The organism is Candidatus Oscillochloris fontis, assembly GCF_004138135.1.
Lineage (GTDB): Bacteria > Chloroflexota > Chloroflexia > Chloroflexales > Chloroflexaceae > Oscillochloris > Oscillochloris fontis.
In genome coordinates this window covers 1-20589 of sequence record NZ_RYFD01000035.1, presented here as the reverse complement: position 1 = coordinate 20589, position 20589 = coordinate 1, and the positions used below count along the sequence as shown (strand labels likewise).

18 protein-coding genes are annotated in these 20589 nt (G+C 60.2%); 14 read left to right on the top strand and 4 right to left on the bottom strand.

The window, feature by feature from the left end:
• The first annotated feature begins 293 nt into the window (after nt 1-293).
• From EKD03_RS13125 to EKD03_RS13100, 6 genes are all read left to right on the top strand, one after another.
• Nucleotides 294-1673, top strand: coding sequence for a phosphomannomutase/phosphoglucomutase (locus EKD03_RS13125; protein ID WP_129631507.1), 1380 nt, complete (start codon nt 294-296; stop codon nt 1671-1673).
• Nucleotides 1670-2803 carry a phosphohexomutase domain-containing protein gene (locus tag EKD03_RS13120; protein ID WP_129631503.1) on the top strand — a complete coding sequence of 378 codons (1134 nt, stop codon included), beginning with the start codon at nt 1670-1672 and terminating at the stop codon, nt 2801-2803. Before EKD03_RS13125 ends, EKD03_RS13120 begins: the two co-directional genes overlap by 4 nt.
• 15 nt (nt 2804-2818) lie before the next feature.
• Nucleotides 2819-4003 carry a gluconeogenesis factor YvcK family protein gene (locus EKD03_RS13115; protein ID WP_129631500.1) on the top strand — a complete coding sequence of 395 codons (1185 nt, stop codon included), beginning with the start codon at nt 2819-2821 and terminating at the stop codon, nt 4001-4003.
• 4 nt (nt 4004-4007) lie between these two features.
• Nucleotides 4008-5294 (top strand): putative sugar nucleotidyl transferase, encoded by a 1287-nt coding sequence (locus EKD03_RS13110; RefSeq protein WP_129631497.1) that lies wholly within the window; start codon nt 4008-4010, stop codon nt 5292-5294.
• Between the two features lie 241 nt (nt 5295-5535).
• Nucleotides 5536-6882 (top strand): L-seryl-tRNA(Sec) selenium transferase, encoded by a 1347-nt coding sequence (selA, locus tag EKD03_RS13105; RefSeq protein ID WP_129631494.1) that lies wholly within the window; start codon nt 5536-5538, stop codon nt 6880-6882.
• Nucleotides 6879-7475 carry a nucleotidyltransferase family protein gene (locus tag EKD03_RS13100; RefSeq protein WP_129631491.1) on the top strand — a complete coding sequence of 199 codons (597 nt, stop codon included), beginning with the start codon at nt 6879-6881 and terminating at the stop codon, nt 7473-7475. Before selA ends, EKD03_RS13100 begins: the two co-directional genes overlap by 4 nt.
• Before the next feature lie 42 nt (nt 7476-7517).
• Here the strand turns inward: EKD03_RS13100 and EKD03_RS13095 are convergent, their stop codons facing one another.
• From EKD03_RS13095 to EKD03_RS13085, 3 genes are all read right to left on the bottom strand, one after another.
• Nucleotides 7518-7754, bottom strand: coding sequence for an indolepyruvate ferredoxin oxidoreductase subunit alpha (locus EKD03_RS13095; RefSeq protein ID WP_129631488.1), 237 nt, complete (start codon nt 7752-7754; stop codon nt 7518-7520).
• 330 nt (nt 7755-8084) lie between these two features.
• On the bottom strand, nt 8085-8270 hold the full coding sequence (locus tag EKD03_RS13090; RefSeq protein ID WP_129631485.1) for a type II toxin-antitoxin system HicB family antitoxin: 186 nt from the start codon (nt 8268-8270) through the stop codon (nt 8085-8087).
• 58 nt (nt 8271-8328) lie between these two features.
• The gene (locus tag EKD03_RS13085) at nt 8329-8982 is read right to left on the bottom strand and encodes a Crp/Fnr family transcriptional regulator (RefSeq protein WP_129631482.1); all 654 of its coding nucleotides are present in this window, start codon (nt 8980-8982) and stop codon (nt 8329-8331) included.
• Between the two features lie 230 nt (nt 8983-9212).
• Between EKD03_RS13085 and EKD03_RS13080 the strand changes: the two genes are divergently transcribed.
• The 3 genes from EKD03_RS13080 to EKD03_RS13070 are packed head-to-tail and all read left to right on the top strand — an operon-like array spanning nt 9213 to nt 11600.
• The gene (locus EKD03_RS13080) at nt 9213-9980 is read left to right on the top strand and encodes an alpha/beta fold hydrolase (protein WP_129631479.1); all 768 of its coding nucleotides are present in this window, start codon (nt 9213-9215) and stop codon (nt 9978-9980) included.
• Nucleotides 9974-10549 (top strand): methylated-DNA--[protein]-cysteine S-methyltransferase, encoded by a 576-nt coding sequence (locus EKD03_RS13075; RefSeq protein ID WP_129631476.1) that lies wholly within the window; start codon nt 9974-9976, stop codon nt 10547-10549. The genes EKD03_RS13080 and EKD03_RS13075 overlap by 7 nt, the downstream gene beginning before the upstream one ends.
• Nucleotides 10542-11600: a type 1 glutamine amidotransferase family protein gene (locus EKD03_RS13070; protein WP_174842869.1), complete on the top strand. Its 1059-nt coding sequence runs from the start codon at nt 10542-10544 to the stop codon at nt 11598-11600. Before EKD03_RS13075 ends, EKD03_RS13070 begins: the two co-directional genes overlap by 8 nt.
• Before the next feature lie 83 nt (nt 11601-11683).
• On the opposite strand, the gene EKD03_RS13065 is transcribed toward EKD03_RS13070, so the two are convergent.
• Nucleotides 11684-13006: a polysaccharide deacetylase gene (locus tag EKD03_RS13065; RefSeq protein WP_129631473.1), complete on the bottom strand. Its 1323-nt coding sequence runs from the start codon at nt 13004-13006 to the stop codon at nt 11684-11686.
• 315 nt (nt 13007-13321) lie between these two features.
• Here EKD03_RS13065 and EKD03_RS13060 point away from each other — a divergent pair, with 315 nt between their 5' ends.
• The 5 genes from EKD03_RS13060 to EKD03_RS13040 all read left to right on the top strand — a co-directional run bounded on the left by EKD03_RS13060 (nt 13322) and on the right by EKD03_RS13040 (nt 20421).
• Nucleotides 13322-13924: a nitroreductase family protein gene (locus EKD03_RS13060; protein WP_129631470.1), complete on the top strand. Its 603-nt coding sequence runs from the start codon at nt 13322-13324 to the stop codon at nt 13922-13924.
• A 418-nt stretch (nt 13925-14342) separates the two neighbouring features.
• Nucleotides 14343-16097: a polysaccharide deacetylase family protein gene (locus EKD03_RS13055; protein WP_129631467.1), complete on the top strand. Its 1755-nt coding sequence runs from the start codon at nt 14343-14345 to the stop codon at nt 16095-16097.
• A gap of 315 nt (nt 16098-16412) precedes the next feature.
• The gene (locus tag EKD03_RS13050) at nt 16413-18251 is read left to right on the top strand and encodes an ABC transporter permease (protein ID WP_129631464.1); all 1839 of its coding nucleotides are present in this window, start codon (nt 16413-16415) and stop codon (nt 18249-18251) included.
• Nucleotides 18252-19487 carry an ABC transporter ATP-binding protein gene (locus EKD03_RS13045; RefSeq protein ID WP_129631461.1) on the top strand — a complete coding sequence of 412 codons (1236 nt, stop codon included), beginning with the start codon at nt 18252-18254 and terminating at the stop codon, nt 19485-19487. It begins immediately after the preceding gene.
• 22 nt (nt 19488-19509) lie between these two features.
• Nucleotides 19510-20421: a class I SAM-dependent methyltransferase gene (locus EKD03_RS13040; protein WP_129631456.1), complete on the top strand. Its 912-nt coding sequence runs from the start codon at nt 19510-19512 to the stop codon at nt 20419-20421.
• The last annotated feature ends 168 nt before the right edge of the window (nt 20422-20589 follow it).

Genomic DNA, 20589 nt, shown 5'->3' with positions numbered 1-20589 from the left:
TGGGGTGTTGCAAAGAAATAATAAGCATGTTTTAGCGGCAGACCATTGACCAGAGTGGATGCTTGTACTATAATCCCGATAGCGTGTGGCACATGCACAAGTGAACGTTCGGGTGGTTGTAGCGCATAACGTCACCGGCGCACTGCGTAAAACGTTCTGTCGAGCCCGTAAACAATGGCCCTGGGGCGGCATGGCCTCGGTTGTGATACCGGAGAAGCCCACGTGTTCACCCGTGGGAGCCGTCACGCTAGGATCGAAGCATCTGTTACCACCCTCTTAGTGGGGAGTATGCGATGGCCCTGGCGCTCAATCCAACCATCTTCCGCGCCTATGACATTCGCGGCGTTGTTGATGTTGATCTCGATGAGGCGATCTACCGGCTCTTGGGTCAGGCGGTTGGGACGATCTTTTTGGCTCAGGGGCGGCGCACTATAGCGGTAGGGCGTGATGCGCGCCTGAGTTCACCGCGCTTCCAGGCGGCAGTGATCGCGGGTTTGCAATCCACCGGTATGGATGTGGTGGATATTGGCCAAGTGCCAACGCCGGTGATGTATTTTGCGGTTGAACACCTGAACCTAGATGCGGGGGCGATTGTCTCGGCGAGCCACAATCCGCCCGCCTATAACGGACTGAAGTTACGCCGTGGCCGGGTAGCTTTTGGCAGCGAACCGCTCACCAGCGAGGATGTGCAGGAGGTGGGTCAGGTGGCGCTGGCCGGTCAGTTCGCCCAAGGCCAGGGGACGCTCAGCCGGGTGGATGTGAGTGATGCCTATGTGGCCTCGGTCTGTCGGCTCTTACCCTTCCAAGGGCGTCGCCCCAAGGTTGTCCTCGATGCGGGCAATGGGGTAGGTGGCCCGATTGGCCTGCGTACCTATCAGGCGCTGGGGTTGGATGTGGTGCCGCTCTTTATTGAGCCTGATGGCACCTTCCCCAACCATCATCCCGATCCGCTCAAGGCGGAGAATCTGCAACATCTGATTGCGGCGGTGCGCGAGCATGGCGCGGATATTGGGATTGGCCTGGATGGTGATGGTGATCGCCTGGGGGTGGTGGATAACCAGGGCCAGATTGTCTTTGCCGACCGCTACCTGATTGCACTTGCGACCTACCTCTTAGGGCAGCGCTCCGGCCATGTGATCTTTGATGTGCGATGTAGTGTGGTATTGCCCGAAGCGATTACCGCACTGGGCGGCATTCCAGTGATGTGGAAGACCGGCTACCCTAGCATCTCGGCCAAGATGCGCGAACTGAACGCGGTGTTGGGTGCCGATTTGAGTGGGCATACGTTTGCCACCTACCCCGGCCACTATTTTGATGATGGCGTCTTTGCTGGTGCGCACCTGCTCTTCGCGCTGGCTCAGATGGGCACCACCTTACGCGAGGTGTTGGCGCCCTACCCGGATCGATCTTCAATAGATGAGGGGCGGATCGCCTTTGCCGAGGAGCAGAAGTTTCGGGTGATCGATTATCTGTATGCGCGCTTCGCTCCGCACTATCCAGTGGTGTCTATTGATGGCGTGCGGGTGGATTTTGGTGATGGTTGGGGGTTGGTACGGGCCTCTAATACTGAGCCAGCCATCACTACCCGTTTTGAGGCATTGACCATGGATCGTGCATGTGAGATTCGTGCCATGATGTTGTCGGCGGTAGAGGAGTTCCGCAACCAATTATGAACCCGCACTACCGTTCGCTCGATTATACGTGGGAAGCGGTCTACGCTGCTGATTTTACGCTGGATCAGGTGCGGCGCCGTGGGGCGATGATTGCTGCGGGTTTGGCTTCGCGTGGTTGGACGTGTATGGTTGCCTATGATACGCGCTTTATGGGCAATCTCTTTGCGCGCGCACTGCATGCCGATCTGCTGGCACGCGGGGTTAATGCGCATTTGGCGGCTTGCCCTACGCCTATTCCGGCGGTCTATGCGGCGCTTGAACGCCGAATGGCTGATTGTGCGCTCGTTGTTACCGCACGTAAACGCCCCTACTATTATAATGGTTTGGTGCTGATCACGCCGCCGCCCGGCATTACGCTGGGGATGGCTGATGACCAACCGCAATCTGCTTTTACGCCCCTGATCGATCCTGCTCCGCTGCCGCCTAATCTGCCCGATCTGCGCGCTGGGTACCTTGAGACGCTGCGTGGGGTGGTGGATCTCGATCTTATCCGCCGGGTCTCGATGACGATCTTTGTCGATTCGATGCATGGGACGACGGCGGGAGCTTGGACATCGCTGTTAGGGGAAGGTGGGCAGACACGGGCGATTGAGATTAATCGCGAGCCTGACCCCCACTTCGCGAAAGTGACGCCGCACCCCGGTGAGTCGGGTTTGTTGCGACTCAAGAAGTTGGTGCGTGAGAGTGATTCGCATTTGGGTTTGGCCATCTCGGCGGATGGAACGGCTCTGGCGGTGATTGATAAGAGTGGTGAGCAGTTGAGCCTCATTGATGTCGCTTTGCTGCTGAGTAGTTATTTGGTGCGCCAACATCGCCACAAAGGGCTGGTATTGCTTCCTCCGTCTGCGAGTGATTCGCCCTTTAATGCGACACGCTTGGCTGCTTGGGAGGATGCAAATAGCATCAAGCTTGAGTTGACGATGGATACCGATGCACGAATGGCTAAGTTGCTGGCCCAGGATCGCCCCGGTCTGCTTTTGGGCGTCAATCGTGATGGTGAGATCAGCATCGGGCGTTTCGCCGCTTACCCTGACGCGCTGCTGGCAGGGTTACTGGTGGCCGAGATGGTGGCGCGGAGTGGGGGGAGCTTGCGCACCCTGCTCGATGCGCAGCGTGATCAACTCAAGTAGGTGCGGTACTCTCTGATGCGAATGATTAGCCGACGCCTTGGGCGTCTTGTCTATCTCACGGCCCCTTTAGCGCTCACCTTTGTGGGGATTGTGCTGCTCTCGCTGGGGGTGGCGTATCTCTTCATTCATGCCTACCGCACGATGGAGGGCTTGCCGCCGGTCTTTAGTTTCCTTACTCTCCAGTTCATCCCGCGCTTGTGGCGTGGCATCCTGTTGCTGGTGTTTGGGTTGGGGGTGCTTGGGTATGGCTTGTGGAAGTTGAGTGAGTTGGTGGTCATCCCGGTGGATGAGCATACCCAAAGCCCCGATGGTGAGTTGGTGGTTGGGTTCCAACAGGCGGGCAAACCGCCACAGGTGGTGGTGCTTTCGGGTGGAGCGGGGATGTTGGTATTGGCCAGTCTGGGGTCGCATGTCGAGAAGATGACCTGTATTGTGCCGATCCATGATCCGGTTGAGTATTACTACCGCGCTGCGGGGCTGTTCAACTTTCAGAATGTCTATTATGTGGTGCCCACCCCGACGCCGTTGGATGTCTTGGCTGAATTGGACGATGGCCAGCAGGTGGATGTGCGTCATGTGGCCTTGAATCCGGCCTTGGCCGAGCGCCATGTGGAACGCCTGATACTGCGCGACCCCGCTGCCGCCGCTATGCCACTACCACGAGTGGTGGCTGAGACGATCCGCGATGCGGATGCGATCATCCTGGGGCCGGGGAGTCTCTTCGAGAGCGTCTTACCTAATCTGTTGCTCGATGCGTTTCGCCAAGCGGTGGCTCAGAGTCGGGCGCGTAAGATCTATATCTGCAATCTGATGACCGAACCGGGTCGCACCACCGGCTTTGGGGTTGGCGATCATCTGCGGATGATCAAGCAGTATGCTGGGTTTAGCCCCGACTATGTGTTGGTGAATGCGCAGCGGATTGATTCAGAGGTGCATCGGCTCTATGCGGCGGCGAATCAGTCGCCGGTCTATCTCTCGCCCGAAGAGTATGAGGAGACGGCGGTGCTGGCCGGGGATCGTGATAGTCAGCGGCGCTTGGTCGTCGAGGGGAGTGTGGTGATTGAGGCTGATCTCTCGTCGTCGGTCATTCAGTATACGGCGACGCTGGAGAACCCCAACCAGAGCCGGGCGGTGCGGGTGTTGCGCCATGATGGTGAGAAGTTGACGGCGACGATTTTAGAGTTGTTGCGGCGAACCTAGGCTTATGAGTCTGATCGTCTTTGAAGATGAGATGTGGCCCAATCTGGCCACGATTGCCCAGGCTCGCCCACTCTTTGAGTTGCGCTGCGGTGGCTATACTGTGCGCGAACGGGTGGCGGCGTTGCTGGGGCATGATCAGGTGCTGGGGTTGGCACGCCCACACCTGATGGGGCATTTTGGCCCGCCAACGGGTCTGGCGGCGATGTATAGCGCCGAACCGACGGTGCTGGTCAATGGGCGTTGTCTCGATCTGGCTTGGTTGCCGCGCCTACTGCAAGAGCCGATCAATACGATCTATCTGGCCGAGGGCGATCTGATTGGGGCGCGCCTCACGCCTGCGCTGACGAGTGCGGTGCTCTACTATCTGCGGGCGCAATACTCCGCCGATGCCCGTGATGAGTTGCTGCGCTTTGCGCGGGTGGTGGAATTAGCGCCCGCCCAGCATCCCGCCCGCGTCGTCTACCCCTGGGATCTGATTGCGCAGTCGGGGGAGCAGATTATCCGCGATCTGCCGCTGCTCCAGGCGCGGTTGCCGCGCTACCAGGGCGATGATCCGCATGTGGTGGTGCGTGGCACGGATGTCTTCGTCGCGCCAGAGGCGCGTCTCGATGGGCCGCTGGTGCTCGATGCTCGCGATGGGCCGATCTGTATTGAAGCTGGAGCGCATATTGAACCCTTCAGCTTTATTCAGGGGCCAACTTATATTGGTTCCGGGACCCTGATTTCTAGTGCCCGCATCCGGGGCGAAACGAGTATTGGCCCGGTCTGTCGCATCGGGGGCGAGGTGGAGGCGAGTATCATTCAGGGGTACTCCAACAAACACCACGATGGCTTTCTGGGCCATTCCTGGCTGGGTGAGTGGGTCAATATTGGGGCCATGACTACTAATTCCGATCTGAAGAATAATTATGGCAGTGTGCGTGTGGCGCTGGACGGGTTGGGTCAGGTGGAGAGTGGACTGATCAAGTTGGGCTGTTTCTTGGCTGATCATGTGAAACTGGGGATTGGCTTGCACCTGAATGGTGGCACGGTGATCGGCACGGCGAGTAATATTTTTGGGGTGCATAGTGCGCCCAAGACGATCCCGCCCTTTACGTGGGGTGGCGAGATCTTCCGCGAGTACCGGATCGAGAATATGATCCGTGTGGCGCGCACGGTGATGGGGCGGCGTAAGCGCGAGATGAGTGGTTCGTATGAGGCGTTGCTGCGGGCGGTCTTTGATCTCACGCGGACTAGCCGGGGTGAGGTGCTTGATCTGCCGGTGTTGGCGCGGGCGGCGTTGGTGGGGTAAGTGGGTTTGTCCGCAGATTACGCAGATTATATTTCGGATTTGTCCGCAGATTACGCAGATTACGCAGATTATATTTCGGATTTGTCCGCAGATTACGCAGATTACGCAGATTTATATTATTTATGTGAAGGGTGATTGGTTGTGCATGTTGTATTGGAAGCTTTGCGTCTTTGCGTCTTTGCGTCTTTGCGTCAACATCTGGGCGCTAGGAGAAGGCTGAATTGTTACGCATGAGGTATTGATGACGAATCTCCGCGATATTCCCAGTGTTGATCGGCTCTTAACTGCGCTGGTCGCAGTGGTGCCCGATCTACCCCACGCCTTGCTGCGTGCCACTGCTCGCGAGGAGGTGGATCGGCTGCGGGTGCAGATGCGGCAGGGCGAGCGGCCCGCAGTTCCGCTGCGCGATTACCTGATTCAGCGTGTGCTGAGTCGTCTGGATGCGGATCTGCGCCCGACGTTGCGCCCGGTGATCAATGCCTCCGGGGTGATCATCCAGACCAACCTGGGGCGTGCTCCGCTTAGCCGGGCGGCGCTAGAGGCGATGCAGCGGGTGGGGGCGGGCTATTCCAACCTGGAATATGATCTCGATGCGGGTAGCCGGGGTAGCCGCACGGTGCATCTGGAAGCCCTGTTGTGCCGTATCACTGGGGCTGAGGCGGCGCTGGCGGTGAATAATAATGCCGCCGCGATCTACCTGGTGCTGAGTGCGCTGGCACTGGGGCGCGAGGTGATCGTCTCGCGCGGGCAGGCGGTCGAGATCGGTGGTGGGTTCCGCATCCCCGATGTGTTGCGCCAGAGCGGAGCGCATCTGGTGGAGGTGGGTACCACTAACCGCACCTACCTGCGCGATTATGCTGCCGCAATTACGGAGCGCACGGGGCTGCTTTTGCGCGTGCATACCAGCAATTTCCGCGTGATTGGCTTTACGCACGAGACCAGTTTGGCTGAACTGGCCACACTCAGCCAGGAGCGCGGGCTGCCCCTAGTGGATGATCTGGGCAGTGGGACACTCCTCCCTACCGCTGCGTATGGCCTCTTCCCCGAACCTACCGTGCAGGAGAGTGTCGCCGCCGGGGCCGATCTGGTCACGTTCAGTGGCGACAAGCTGTTAGGCGGGCCACAGGCGGGGCTGATCGTTGGGCGGCGTAGCCTAGTTGAGCAACTCAAGCACCACCCGTTGGCGCGTGCGCTGCGGGTGGACAAGACCACCATTGCGGGGATGGAGGCGACTCTGCTGAGCTACCTGCATGGGCGGGCCATCCACGAGATTCCGGTGTGGCGGATGATCGCCACGCCGTTGAACGAACTAGAACAGCGTGCCGAAGCACTCGTGGGCCAGTTGGGCAACGCAGCCAGCCGGGTGGAATGTGTCAGTACCGTGGGTGGTGGTTCCCTACCGGGGGCCACGCTACCCAGCGTGGGCCTCGTGCTGCACGGCGGGGATGCGGCGCTGAGTCGGCGTTTGCGCCTGGGTGAACCAGCACTGGTGGCGCGGCTCACCGATGGGCACCTGGTGTGTGATCTGCGCACGGTGCTCCCCGAACAGGATGCCGATCTGGTTCAAGCTGTGCGGGCCGCCCGATGATCCCGGCGTTGCTGCTCGCGGCGGGAAGCTCGCGGCGCATGGGGCAACCCAAGCAGTTGTTAGCGTGGCAGGGCCAGCCGCTGGTGCGCCATGTGGCCCGTCAAGCCCTCGCGGCGCGCGCGGTTGAGCGGGTGATTGTGGTGCTGGGGGCGGCTGCGCCGCAGGTACGCACCGCACTGGCGGGGCTAGGGCCGCGCCTAACGCTGATCGAGAACCCCGCCTATGCGACGGGGCAGGCCAGTTCGTTGCGGGTGGGCTTGGCGGCGCTGCCTGCGCAGAGCGCGGCGGTGCTGGTGTTGCTCGTTGATCAGCCGCTGGTGACACCCGGCCTGATCGATCATCTGATCGCCGCCTACCGGGCGCAACCGGATGCGCTGGCACTTGTGCCAACCTACCAGGGGCAACGCGGGACACCGACGATTCTGGGGCGCGAGATGTTTGATCACCTGCGGGAACTAGACGGGGATGTGGGGGCGCGGGCGGTGTTCGCCGCGTACCCCGACCGGGTGTGTCGGGTGGCGGTGGATGATCCGGCGGTGGTGGTGGATCTCGACACACCCGCCGATTATGCGCAAAACAGACACGGGCGGTAGGAAGGATTGCCCTCTCCTACCGCCCGTGTGCCGTACCTCATTCTACGCACCGAAGAAGAGGCGGTTCTTCTCAACAAAGCTGACCCACTGGGAGGGGACGGAATCGCCGGCGAAGATGGCTTCAACCGGGCACTCGGCCTCGCAAGCGCCACACTCGATGCACTCATCAGGATTGATGTAGTACTGATCCTCGCCCTCGTAGATGCAATCTACCGGGCAGACCGCCACACACGCCCCGTCCTTCGTCCCCACGCACGGCTCAGCAATCACATACGCCACGGTGTCACTCCTCTAGGCATTAGCACGATAGGTCTACGCAGGCAGCCAATTCCGCCGTTGTTCGATCTCAGATTACTCGGTTTTGGATGGGTTGTATAGGACTTTAGTTCCTTAACTTGGGGCTGAAGCCCCAAATCCCAGTTTTTGGTGTGTTTTGGCGGCGAAGCCTGATATACATTTGGTTACGCATGCAGGTAGCACCGGCTGGAAGCCGGTGCTACCTGCATGCGTAGGGGCGCGTCGCGACGCGCCCTCTGGCGTGATGATCGCGGCGACATAAGGCTTGAGGACGCCTGGGGCGCGTCACGACGCGCCCCTACGCACTGTTCCTTAATTGAAACCATGCGGTGCATCCCAGTTTTCTTTCGCGTCTGCAAGTACATGCAGAGCCAATGCCTTCGCCCGTGCAACAGCTTCTTCTTGAGTGCGACCATAGGCGAGTACACCCGCAAGTTCTAAGATTTCTGCGATCCAGCGCCTATCGTTTTCTTGTTCAGTCTCAATAGTAAACGTCATTGGTTTCTCCCATGGGGTGTTACAAGAAGACAAACCCAACACTATTGTATCACCCTACCTACTCCTCAATGACCTTCGTCAGCCCTTCGGGATCAAGGACGATCACCCGGCCCCGTTCGAGGCGCACTAGACCCTCTTCGGCCAAGCGGCGCAGGGCGCGCCCGGCAATCTCGCGGATGGTACCGGTGCGTTCGGCCAACTCTTGGTGGGTCAGATCGGCTGAACCCTCGGCGGCCTCGGCGAGCAGTTGGCGGGCGAGGCGCGCACGCACGGTGCGGAAGGCGAGATCTTCAACTAACCCGGCTAGTTCGCGGACTTTGCTGGCCATCAGGCCGAGCATCGAGAAGACCAAGCCGGGGTGGCGTTCGATCAGCACCAGCAGATCTTCACGTAAGAGCAGCAGGCATTTGACGGGACTCATCGCACGGGCGCTACTGGGGTTGGGGCCACCATCAAAGAGCGGGACGGGATCGAATGGCTCGCCGGGGCCGATCATGGCTAACACCTGCTCGCGCCCATCGGGGGCGGTGCGCGAGAGGCGTACTTTGCCCTGCAACACGAAAAAGAGCCCCGGCGCTTGCTCGCCCGCAATCAGGATATACTGACCAGGACGATAGGTGCAATGGCGCATGCGGCGGGCGGTGTCGGCCAGGGTCGGTGTATCTAGGCTGGCAAGTAGCGGGATGCCCCGCAGATCATTGGTAGTGGACATTTGGATGTAGTATACCATTGCGCTGGGGATTGGTGGTAGTATGGCTATCAGTACGTCACCTCCGGTGGAGGTTCGGGGGCGGCTACGCCGCCCCCGAAAATCTTTTTGGTGTGTTTTGGCGGCGAAGCCGCCAAAACACACCAAAAATTGGGATTTGGGGCGTAGCCCCAAGGATTTTCTACATGCCCTAATCAGTGAAGCTGAAGCCAAAAAAACCTTCGGAAATACCTATGCACCAGATAACTCTCCCCGACGGGGCTACTCTGGCTTACCACGATCTCGGCGCTGGCCCGCCATTGCTCGTGTTGCACGGCTTTACCGGCACCGCCCGTAGCCACCTGGGTGGCCTCATAGATGATCTGGCGCGGGATTATCGCGTGATTGCGCCCGATCTGCGTGGTTATGGCGCGAGTCGTCCGCCAGTCCGCGACTTTCCGCCCGATTTCTACCAGCGTGATGCGGCTGATATGGCCGCGCTGCTCGAACAACTTGCTCCTGGCCCAGTGGTGGTGTTGGGCTTTAGCGATGGGGCCGAGAGTGCCTTGGTGCTGGCCGCCAGTCGCCCCGATCTGCTGCGCGGGGTGGTGGCGTGGGGCGTCGCTGGGGTGATCGCGCCCCCAATGGCGGCGGCGGCGCAACGCTGGTTGCCTGTCTCGGCATGGGGTGAGAACCGGGCGGAATGGCGCACTGAGATTATCGCTACCCAGGGCGAGGCCATGCTCGAACCGCTCATCGCTGGCTGGGCGGCGGCGGTGGCGGCGATTCTGGCCGCTGGTGGGAATATTGTCTATGATCAGGCCGATCAGATCCGCTGCCCGGTGTTGCTGATCAATGGCGATGGTGAGGTGAATAACCTGCCAGAGGATGTACGCCGTTTAGCTGAACGTATCCCCAATGCGCGCCTGGAGTTTGTGGCTCAGTCGGGTCATGCCATTCAGGATGATCAGCCGGAACGCTTGATCCGCTTGATTCGTGAGTTCTTGGAGCAGGTATGCTGATTACCTACGCAATCGCCACTTCGCCGCTTGGCCGCCTGCTCGTCGCCACTACCCCCCAGGGGCTGTGTGCCGTCGCCATGGCCGATGACGATGCCACCCTGGAGGCCGCGTTACGGGCCGACTATCCTCAGGCCACGCTCATGCCCGCCGTAACCCCGCCGCCTGCGCTCGCGGCGATCCTGGGCTATCTGGTGGGCCAGACGACGTGCCTCGATCTGCCATTGGATGTCGTGGCGACGCCGTTCCAGCAGCGGGTCTGGCATGCGTTGTGCGCCATTCCCTATGGGCAGACCCGTACCTACCTTCAGCTTGCGACCGCCTTGGGCAACCCCAAGGCGGTACGTGCGGTGGGACGTGCCTGTGCCACCAATCGGGTTTCACTCGTGGTGCCCTGCCACCGGGCCGTGGGTAGCGATGGGAAACTGCATGGGTTTCGTTGGGGCTTGGCGCGTAAACAAGCGCTTCTTGATCTGGAGCGGGTTGGAGCCACGAAAGAACTTAAAGAATTCTTGGAACCGAACTACAAACAAGCGCTTCTTGATCTGGAGCGAGGGATTCTGGATGCCTAACGCTACACCACACCAGCCGGGGATGATCGCGCTCCTCGGCTCTGGCGAGACCGCACCGAGTAGCGGGGTGGTCTATGATCGGCTCACCCGCCACGCCGAACCACCCTTGCAGGTGGCGGTTCTGGAAACCCCGGCGGGCTTTCAACCCAACTCCGAATCGGTCGCGGCCAAGGTGGCCGATTTCTTGCGCGTGCGCCTCCAGAGTCTGCGCCCCGACATTGCGCTGGTGCCCGCCCGTGCCCGTGGCACCGCCTTCAGCCCCGATGACCCGGCAATCAGCGCGGCGCTGCTTCACTCCGACATGATCTTTCTGGGGCCGGGCAGCCCAACCTATGCCGTGCGCCAACTTGCGGGGAGCCTCGCGTGGCAACGCCTACAAGCCCGCCATCGTCGGGGGGCTGCGCTGGTCACGGCTAGCGCCGCGACGATAGCGATGGGTCGCCTGGCCCTGCCGGTCTATGAGATCTACAAAGTTGGGGCCGACCTGCACTGGCAACCGGGTCTCGATCTGCTCGGCCCCTATGGCCTCTCGCTCATCTTCCTGCCGCACTGGAACAATAGCGATGGCGGCACGGAATTGGATACCAGTTGTTGCTTTATGGGGCGGGCGCGCTCTACGCAACTGCTGGCGCTGTTACCCCCTGAGCAGACGGTTATTGGGATTGATGAGCATACCGGGTTGGTGCTCGATCTCGGCGCGGGCCACGCCCAGGTGCTGGGGCGCGGCGGGGTGACGGTCATGCGCGGCGGGGAGACGCGATCCTATGCGCGGCGTGAGCAGTTTGCCCTCACCGACCTCGGCCCCTTCCAGATGATTGATCCGGCGCAGGGCATACCGCCCGCTGTGTGGGCGGCAAGTGCATCTCAGCCTGATCGTTCCTCCTCTTCGTCTCCACCTGCCGCGATCATGGCCTGGGTCGAGCAGCGCGAGATTGCCCGCGCCCAGCGTGATTGGGCCGCCGCCGACCGGCTGCGGGCGCACATTGTGGCCGCAGGTTGGCAGGTGCGTGATACCCCGGATGGCCCGGTTATTGATCCCGGTGGTGCGTAGGGACGCAATATCTTGCGTCCGAGACGCAATATCTTGCGTCCGAGACGCAATATCTTGCGTCCGAGACGCAATATCTTGCGTCTCTACGGCACCATCGTCGGGGTGGGCATGTCGGACGGTACCGTTCCCGATGGCATGATCGTCACCACCAGGGGTGGCGTGGGTGTTGCGGGCGGTGCGGTTGGCTCCGGGTGGCTAAGGTTCTGGCTGACCAGAATGACGAGGATTAGACCCGCCACAATTAAGGCCGCCACCTTTGGCGTTAGCCAGGAAGGGATACTGATACTCGGTAAAGGGACATCATCCGCTTCGGGTTCGCGGCGCACCGGGCGCACCGGATCATTGGGCGTATAGGTCGCTTTGCTGCGACGGCGCGGCTCCGAGCGCAACGGGCGGCTCGAACGCGCCGGGGCGCTCGGCGTGATCGGCGCGGGTGTTCCGATGCGGAAGAGGGTTTCCCCACCATTGCCGACAGAGAGTTGGGCGGCCCCCCACGCCCCCGCCATCTCGGCCAAGCGTGCGCGGCCATACGTTACTGCCAGATCCACCGGCTCACCCGTCGCCAAAGCCCCGAAACATGTCGCACAGAACCCCGCCGCATTACTCGGCTCGAAGTTGCCCAGGCCCAATGTCGCCACCCCACTGCTGGCGTGCAACATCGCCGCAAACTCCATTACCCCCGCCTCTGACTCGGGGCCATCGGCGGCCACCGTCACCATACGCAGGTCGGGGTACTCCGCAATAATGCGGGTCAGTGCCAGGGGATCGATGTTTCGCCCCAGACGCATGCGTGGTTGAGCGGCCCGTGCTGGGCCTCCACGTGTGCTGGAGAGCGCCGGAGCGATCAGGTAGAGCAGGTGGCACGGCTCTTCGGCCAAGGCATCAGCCAGCGCATCGGGGTCGGCATCGCGCAGCCGATCCACAATCAGCCGCCGCGCCCGTACCTCACTGGCCAGCGCGACTCCTAGCACATCGGCTTGGCGATCACAACCGGGGGCAGTGGCGATCACCAGGCGCAGCGGTGGTGTAACCGCCAGCGTGGGTGGTGCCAAGACAGCGGGATTGATCCGCACCAGGGCGTAGTCATCGCGCAGGGCGGGTTGCCAGAGCGTGCTACTTCCCAGCGTCATCCACTCCCAGGGCAGCGTGTTGAACTCCGCCGGCGGCAGTCGCAGTTGGATCTGCATACGTGCCCCAGCATCATCGGCCTCTTGGGCCACATCCATGAGCATCTGACGGATCGGTGGCGCAAAGATCGCCTGCCCCAGCGCCGCCCCATCGGCCCCCAATTCGCCCTTGAGGTCTGGCACCTCTAACGCTGCCTCGGCACTACGCCCCGCCGATGCCGCCCGCACAACATACCCCTCGCCCCGTGCTTCCACCACAATCTGGAATGGGATGACCATCGCGCACCACGCTTGTTCTCAGTTCGCGGCCCTCGTTCAGCACCCCGGACTATAGCACGGGCGTCGGGTGCTGTCCAGACTACGCGATACAGTAACTGTTCACACTTGGGGGTAAAAGAAACCTCTGGTTGACGCAAAGGCGCAAAGACGCAAAGGTTTTGATGGGGGCATATTCTTGAAGTCTTTGCGCCTCTGCGCCTTTGCGTCAAAACCGAGATGATAGGAGACGTGTGAATAGTTACGCGATACAGTTGTGGTATACTTCTCATGTTGATTTCTTGTGCTTACATTCACATATAATAAAGGAACTATCCTATGCTAACCGTTCCCAACGCCATCGAAGCCCGTCGCAGTATTCGCCGCTATACCTCAGAACCGATCAGTGAAGCTGACTTGCACGAAATCCTGCGGCTCACGTGTCTGGCACCTAGTTCGATGAATGTTCAGCCCTGGCGCTTTGTGGTCATCCAGAATGCAGAACTTCAGCAGCAGTTGCGGGTGGTTGCCTATGATCAAGCACAGGTAACCGCAGCACCGGCGCTGATCGTGATCTATAGCGATATGGAGGATGCGCTGGCTCATGCGGAGGAGACCGTTCATCCGGGGATGGGTGAGGAGCAGGTTCGCAGTCGAGCTGAAGGGATGCGCCAGAACTTTGCCAAGATGAGTATCGAAGAACGCGCCAACTGGGCCAATGCGCAGTCCAACATTGCCCTCGGTTTCTTGGTATTGGCAGCACAAAGCATGGGGTACGCAACTTCTGCAATGCTTGGTTTTATGCATGAAGAGGTTAAGACCTTACTCAACCTGCCCGCTCATGCCACGATTACGGCGATGATTGCGCTAGGTCGCCCAGATGAAGCAGGCTACCCACATCATCGTCATCGTGTTGAGCGCATCACCACATTCCGTGCTTAGACATGGTTTCAGAAGGGACAAATCTGTTTGACACGTGCGTCATGATCCTCACCCCCTCAAAGGGTGCCACTTTTTGATGGTGTCAATTATACACAAATCAATGGTCTCAATCCCCATGCGCCGACTGCCGATAGGGTAGGTCTGCCACGTCGCAGGAAGGTTGGTCATCACACTATTGGCCAACACGATCACGCGCACAGCTGGGGGCAAGAGGGCGACAGTGTCGCGCAACACGCCTTGTTGTTCCTCGTCGTTACAAAACAACACAGAAAAAATGTTCGAGTGCGACTTCGCCGCCCCCGAACCCTCACCGGAGGTGACTTTGTACATGCCCTAACGCAGAAGCACAAGCTGAGTATGATACAATGGGGCGCTTGACAAGATACCCAGCTTCTCAGAAGCGTAACCATAACGACTGATGCTCTCCAAACGAATCTTGATCAGCGCGGCCCTGGTTTCGATCCTGGTCGGAATGCTGGGGGTGCTGATCTTCACGCAACAGCGGATCGCCCGCTGTGCCTACGTGCCGCTCCTCGCCGCTGAGTTGCTGCCCAACCACGATTTCGCAAGCCCCGGTGAGGTGGCGGGGATGCCCGCCGGATGGAGCCGCGCCGCCGGTGGCGTGCAACTGCGTGGCCCAGCGGTGGATGGTGCGGGCTTCGATCTCGATGGCGATGGCCGGGCGCTGCAACTGATCGGCATCGCCAACGCGGTACAAACCCCGATCACCCCGGTTGAACCGGGGCAACGCTACTGTTTCAGCGGCTTCGCACTGACCGACTCGCCGCTGAGTTCGCCCACCCGCGCCCGCTTGGTCTTCGAGTGGTACAACGCCGCTGGCACTCCCACCGCCGAGGCGGCCAGCATCTGGCAGCCGGTACGCCTCTGGACACCCGATCTGCGCGGCTGGTCGGCGCTGCAAGCCAGTTTCGTTGCCCCCCCCGATGCACGTAGCCTGCGCGTGCGTATCGAGGCCGCCTCGGATGATCGCCTCTACCTGGATGCCATGCACCTGCAACGTGGCGGGGAGGATCTGGCTGATCTGGCGGCGGAAGATCCGCTCCAACCCCAGATCGCCGCGTGGCCCAACGGTCGCCGCGCTGCGGTTGCCTTCAGCTTCGATTGGGAGACCGCCATGGGCGGGTTGGTGCATTCGCGCTCGCTCGGCGACCCCAACTTCGACCAAGACCCGCTGGCGCGTGGGCTGCGCATGCGCGAGGGCGTCACCACCACCATGCAGATCTTTGCCCGCTATGATGTGCGGGCGACCTATTTTGCCACCGGCTACAACTTCCTCATGGGGAATGTGGAACGGCGGCAGTTCATGAATAACCCCACCTTTACGTGGGCCACCCCGGAGCATGGCTGGCTGGCCGAGCGTTGGCGTAGCACCCCCTGGTTCGCCGATGACCCATACGGAACGGTGCAGAGCGATCCGGCGTGGTACTTTGGCGATCTGGTGCCGATCCTGCGCGGGGCGGGCCACGAGATCCAGAGCCATACCTTTAGCCACTTCTATGGTGGTTATGTGGACGCGGCCACTTGGCAGAGCGATCTAGCCACCTGGAACCAGATCGCTGGCGAGGCGGGTGTGCCCGCAGCCCAGGCGCTGGCCTTCCCGTGGAGCAGCAGCGCCGGGATGAGCGAGCGATCCTGGGAGGCGTTGGAGCAAGCCGGGATCAGCGCCGTCACCCGGCTGAGCGACCAGGCCCAGTACAACCTCTTCGCGCTCGACGCGGCGGGTCTCGTCGCTGAATCGCGCTGCCGCTGGTTGCCGGGGCGCGAGGGGCGCATGCTGGCCTGCCCCGACTTCTACTTGCAGCCCGAACGCGCCGATCTGGCACTGGCACAGATCGAGCGCGCGGTGGAGCAGGGTGGCATGATTGACATCTGGGCGCACACCGAAGAGGTGATCAGCCCAGAGCAACGCGCTGCCTGGGAGCGGGTGGTGCAGGCTGCCGCCGAAAACCCGGCGGTGTGGGTGGCCCCCTTCAGCGAGATCGCCGCGTGGCAACACGCGGTGGCCCAGGTGCAGATTGAAGCGTTGGGGGCGGGGCGCTACCGTCTGCATAATCCGAGTGATCTGGCCTTGCCGGGGCTGACGCTCCAGCTTGGCGACCAGCGCGTAGAGGTAGATCTGGGCGCGGGGCAGACGCTGGAGATCGGAGGGTGAAGATGTGGAGCCTTACTTTTGACGCCAAGGCGCAAGGACGCAGAGGGTTTGATTGGAGTCGTAACTATTCACACTGCCCCGAACATCAAGATTTTGACGCAAAGACGCCAAGACGCCAAGACGCAACGCATGGTATTGGGGAACCAACCCCAATCTTTGCGATCTTTGCGTCTTCGCGCCTTGGCGTCAACCTGTCATTTTGGGTAAGAGTGGCAATCCGTTTACCTCCATCGTGAACAGTTACTTTGGAGTCTATGTTAAAGGCTTTGCGCCTTAGCGTCTTTGCGTTAAAATCGGGATGCTAATAGGAACATTATGACCGGCCTGAAGTCTATTGCTGGCAACCTGCGCTCCTACCACTGGATCTGGATGCTCCTAACACTCGTTGGAGCATTAGCCGTGGCCATGCCGCGCATTCTCTCCCAACCCGAAATCTACTACGCCACCGCCCAGACTCAGTTTGATATGCAGCGCTATGGCGGGATCTATAGCCTCGTCGGGCCGGCGCGTACCGGGCTAGACGTTGCCATCAGTGATGCGGCTGAGACTCTGCGCCAGAATGCGCTGGCGCGGCGTGAGCTACGGTTGGGACTGCCCACCTTTGATGTCACCTTCATCCCCGGCGAAACGCCCGGTACGGTGCTGGTGCGCGGGGTGGCCCCGACGGCGGCGGAGGCGCAGACGTTGGCCAACGCTGGGGCCGCCGAGTTGGCGCGCCAGATTCGCGCTGCCGGTGGGCGCGAGATCCTGCGTAATATGTTGGGTTGGGAACTCTGGTTAGCACTCGATCAGCAAGCCCTCAGCCTGAACGAGTTTGATCTGTTGCTGCGCGAGATTGTGCGCACCCAGGCATTCCCGATGTCCCGCGATCTGGAACCCTTCTCCGAGCCACGCGCCTTAGAGAACATGCCCCGCGAGGAGTTGCTCGATATTGCGCGTGCCCTCGAATCGCGCTACGACCTGTGGCGCTTTGCGATCAATACGCGCAATGCGACGCTCGATGCCTGGTGCGGTACTGCCGAAGATCCCACTCGTGAGACGGCTTTGCTCACCTGTGCAGCGAATGATCTCAAGGTCAATACCGAACTGATCGAGCGCAACCGCGAGATTGCGCGCATGCGCGCAGTTGACGCCGCGCTACGCTACCTGCTCCGCACCCATGACGCAACCTTCCTGGTTGATCAGCCCGGATCGGTGCAGCGCGTGGCCGCCAGCCTGCCCACCACCCCCGAACCACGCTACACCCTGCAACTGATCGGCCTGACCCTCGTGTTCGGGTTGCTCTTTGGGGTGGCCGGGGTTGCCGTGGATCGCACGGCGCGCCTAACCGAGAAGGTACAGGAGATCTGGGCCTACCGCGAGTTGATCCGCAACCTCGTCATGCGTGACATGCGCACGCGCTACAAGGGCAGTGCCCTGGGCTACCTGTGGACCCAACTCGCCCCACTGGGCATGATGCTGGTCTATGTGGTCGTCTTCAGCGTGTTGATGCCGGGGGGCATCGCCCAATTCCCGGTCTTCATCATCGTCGGGCTGCTGCCCTGGAACTACACCGCCGAGGCGATCATTGGTGGCACGCGCAGTATTATTGATAACGCCGCGCTGATCAAGAAGGTCTATTTCCCGCGTGAGGTGTTACCACTCGTCAGCGTCTTCTCCAGCCTCGTCAATTTTATCCTCTCGCTACCGATGATGTTCCTGGTGATCGCCTATGTGCAGTGGAGCAGCCTGGGCTACCTGAATCTGGCCTGGAGCGTGACCTATCTCCCGGTGCTGATCATCATGCAGACGGCACTCTTAGCCGGGATCGCCATGTTCTTGGGTGCGGTGGCGGTCTTTTTCCGCGATGTGGTGCATCTGGTGGGGATCGTGATCAACATCTGGTTCTTCCTAACCCCGGTGATCTACCCGTTGAGCAACTTCGGTGATGGCTTGGGCGTGCGCTTAGTCCGTTGGCTCAACCCAATGGCCTCGCTGATCGAGTTCTACCGCGAGACCATCTATGGGGCGGCGGTAGCGGTGGGTCAGATCCCGACCCCGGCAGTACCCGCGCTCTCCAGTATGTTGCGCGTGGGTATCACCGCCCTCGTCATCCTCGTTGCGGGCTACTGGGTCTTTGAACGCACCAGCGGCAAGTTTGGGGAAGAGATCTAAATGGCACCAGTGATCGAATTCAACAATGTCTCGAAGCGCTTCATCCTGCACCGGGATCGCCGTGACACGATTCAGGAGCGCGTAGCGGGTTTACTCAGCCGCCGCCCCTCCGGCGAGGAGTTCTGGGCCACGCGCAATGTCAGTTTCAGTGTGGAGCCGGGGCAGAGCCTGGGGCTAGTGGGCCACAACGGGGCGGGCAAGAGCACCATCCTCAAGCTGATGACGCGCATCCTTGAACCAACCAGTGGCAGCGTGCGGACACGTGGGCGCATCGCGGCGCTGCTCGAACTGGGCAGCGGCTTCCACCCCGAACTCTCCGGGCGCGAGAATGTCTTTCTGTACGGCTCGCTCATGGGGCTGAGCCGCGAACAGATGGCGGCGCGGCTGCCGGAGATCATCGCCTTTGCCGATATTGGCGATTTTATTGACACGGCGATCAAACACTACTCATCGGGCATGTACACCCGCCTCGCATTTGCCGTGGCCACAGCGGTAGACCCCGACATCCTGATCACCGATGAGGTACTGGCGGTGGGTGACGAGGCCTTCCAGCGCAAGTGTATGGAGCGCATCTACAGCTTCCGGCGCGCCGGTAAGACGATCATCTTCGTCTCGCACGCGCTCGAAGTGGTGCGCTCGCTATGCGACGTGGCCGTCTGGCTAGATCACGGCGAGATGCGAGCGAGTGGGGCCGCAGGCGAAGTGATTGACGCCTACCTCGCCAATGTCAACCGCCAAGAGGAGATCCGTCTGGCGGCGGAACGTCATACCACTCGCCCCGCCGACGCCGATGATAACCCCCTCCGCCACGGTACCCGCGAAGTGGAGATTACCGGCGTCCAGTTGCTTGATGCTGCGGGCCTTGAACGCGCCTCGTTCCACACCCACCAAAACCTCACCATCCGCATCCACTACCATGCCCACCAACCCATCCAGGGGCCGGTTTTTGGAGTCGGGATCTATCTGGAGAATGGAATCTGGCTGACCGGGCCGAATACCGGTTTTGATCAGTTTCAGATCGGAATGATTGAGGGCACCGGCAGCATTGACTATAGCATACCGAATCTGCCACTCCTCACTGGACACTACCGGATCAGCGCAGCAGTCGTCGATTCGACCCAACTGCACACGTATGATCATCATGATCGTATCTATTCCCTGGTTGTCCACAGCAATAATGCGCGTGAGCGGTATGGTATATTCTCCATTCCTGGTGGGTGGCAGCAGAATGGATAAAAACACATAGAGGAGTTGAATTGTGAGCGATCCAAATCCGCAGAATATCTATGACGAATACTATTACGCAACTGGTTGTGGTCTGCCCTATCGTCGTGATGAGCATTGGATGACCTTCTTTGGCCGCATTGCGGAGCAGATTGTATCCAGCATTGCGCCCAAGCGGGTACTTGATGCCGGCTGTGCGCTAGGCTTATTGGTTGAGCAACTGCATCTGCGTGGGGTTGAGGTTGCGGGGATTGATATTTCTGAATATGCCATCAACAGTGCCCCTGAGAGTATTCGAGCATTGATGCGGGTTGGCTCTATCGCCGAACCATTCGGCCAGCGTTACGATCTGATTGTCTGTATTGAAGTACTCGAACACATGCCGTGTGCAGAAGCCGAGCAGGCGGTGATCAACTTCTGCCAGTATAGCGACGATATTCTCTTCTCGTCATCACCGCTTGACTTCAAAGAGGCCACCCACTGTAATGTGCATCCGATTGAATACTGGGCCGATCTCTTTGCACGCCAGGGCTTTGTGCGCGATGTAGACTATGATGCCAGTTTCCTCACCCCATGGGCGATTCGGTTCCGGCGTAGCAGCGAGCCGCAGCACCGTATCGTGCGCAACTATGAGCGGCGTTTTTGGGAGCTTTGGAAGGCTAATACCGATCTGCGTGAACTAGCGGTAGAGCAACGCAAGCAGATCGAAGGCTTACACCAACATGCCCAGAATCTTACTGAGTTACATCAGATGATTCAGGCTGAAACTCAGGCTCATTCCCAAGCCCAGTACGAACGGCTCAACGCAGAGCATATTGCCTATACAGCGCAGCTTGAGCAGGATTTGGCTCAGAAGATCGCCCAGATCAATGAATTAAAGGCTACCATCGAACGTATCGAAGCAGGTCGGATTATGCGTATCATGCGTATGTTACGCCGTGGGTAGGATGAATTACCTAGCTCACCTTACGCACCCAGAAAATCAGGGATATGCTACAATCTGAACTATGAAAAACGATGAACTGTTCGACCTCTATAGTGATTATCTCATTAGCTCCTTCGGTCAAACGACGGCAACCGGGTTGTCCGCATTGATGGAAGGGGAAATCAGTCA

Excerpts from the sequence above, each read along its gene's own strand:
- EKD03_RS13125 (WP_129631507.1), top strand. The coding sequence starts at position 294 with ATGGCCCTGGCGCTCAATCCAACCATCTTCCGCGCCTATGACATTCGC.
- EKD03_RS13075 (WP_129631476.1), top strand. The coding sequence starts at position 9,974 with ATGCTGATTACCTACGCAATCGCCACTTCGCCGCTTGGCCGCCTGCTC.
- EKD03_RS13060 (WP_129631470.1), top strand. The coding sequence starts at position 13,322 with ATGCTAACCGTTCCCAACGCCATCGAAGCCCGTCGCAGTATTCGCCGC.
- EKD03_RS13115 (WP_129631500.1), top strand. The coding sequence starts at position 2,819 with ATGCGAATGATTAGCCGACGCCTTGGGCGTCTTGTCTATCTCACGGCC.
- EKD03_RS13100 (WP_129631491.1), top strand. The coding sequence starts at position 6,879 with ATGATCCCGGCGTTGCTGCTCGCGGCGGGAAGCTCGCGGCGCATGGGG.
- EKD03_RS13045 (WP_129631461.1), top strand. The coding sequence starts at position 18,252 with ATGGCACCAGTGATCGAATTCAACAATGTCTCGAAGCGCTTCATCCTG.
- EKD03_RS13120 (WP_129631503.1), top strand. The coding sequence starts at position 1,670 with ATGAACCCGCACTACCGTTCGCTCGATTATACGTGGGAAGCGGTCTAC.
- EKD03_RS13050 (WP_129631464.1), top strand. The coding sequence starts at position 16,413 with ATGACCGGCCTGAAGTCTATTGCTGGCAACCTGCGCTCCTACCACTGG.
- EKD03_RS13055 (WP_129631467.1), top strand. The coding sequence starts at position 14,343 with ATGCTCTCCAAACGAATCTTGATCAGCGCGGCCCTGGTTTCGATCCTG.
- EKD03_RS13070 (WP_174842869.1), top strand. The coding sequence starts at position 10,542 with ATGCCTAACGCTACACCACACCAGCCGGGGATGATCGCGCTCCTCGGC.
- EKD03_RS13110 (WP_129631497.1), top strand. The coding sequence starts at position 4,008 with ATGAGTCTGATCGTCTTTGAAGATGAGATGTGGCCCAATCTGGCCACG.
- EKD03_RS13085 (WP_129631482.1), bottom strand. The coding sequence starts at position 8,982 with ATGTCCACTACCAATGATCTGCGGGGCATCCCGCTACTTGCCAGCCTA.
- EKD03_RS13090 (WP_129631485.1), bottom strand. The coding sequence starts at position 8,270 with ATGACGTTTACTATTGAGACTGAACAAGAAAACGATAGGCGCTGGATC.
- EKD03_RS13065 (WP_129631473.1), bottom strand. The coding sequence starts at position 13,006 with ATGGTCATCCCATTCCAGATTGTGGTGGAAGCACGGGGCGAGGGGTAT.
- EKD03_RS13080 (WP_129631479.1), top strand. The coding sequence starts at position 9,213 with ATGCACCAGATAACTCTCCCCGACGGGGCTACTCTGGCTTACCACGAT.
- selA (WP_129631494.1), top strand. The coding sequence starts at position 5,536 with ATGACGAATCTCCGCGATATTCCCAGTGTTGATCGGCTCTTAACTGCG.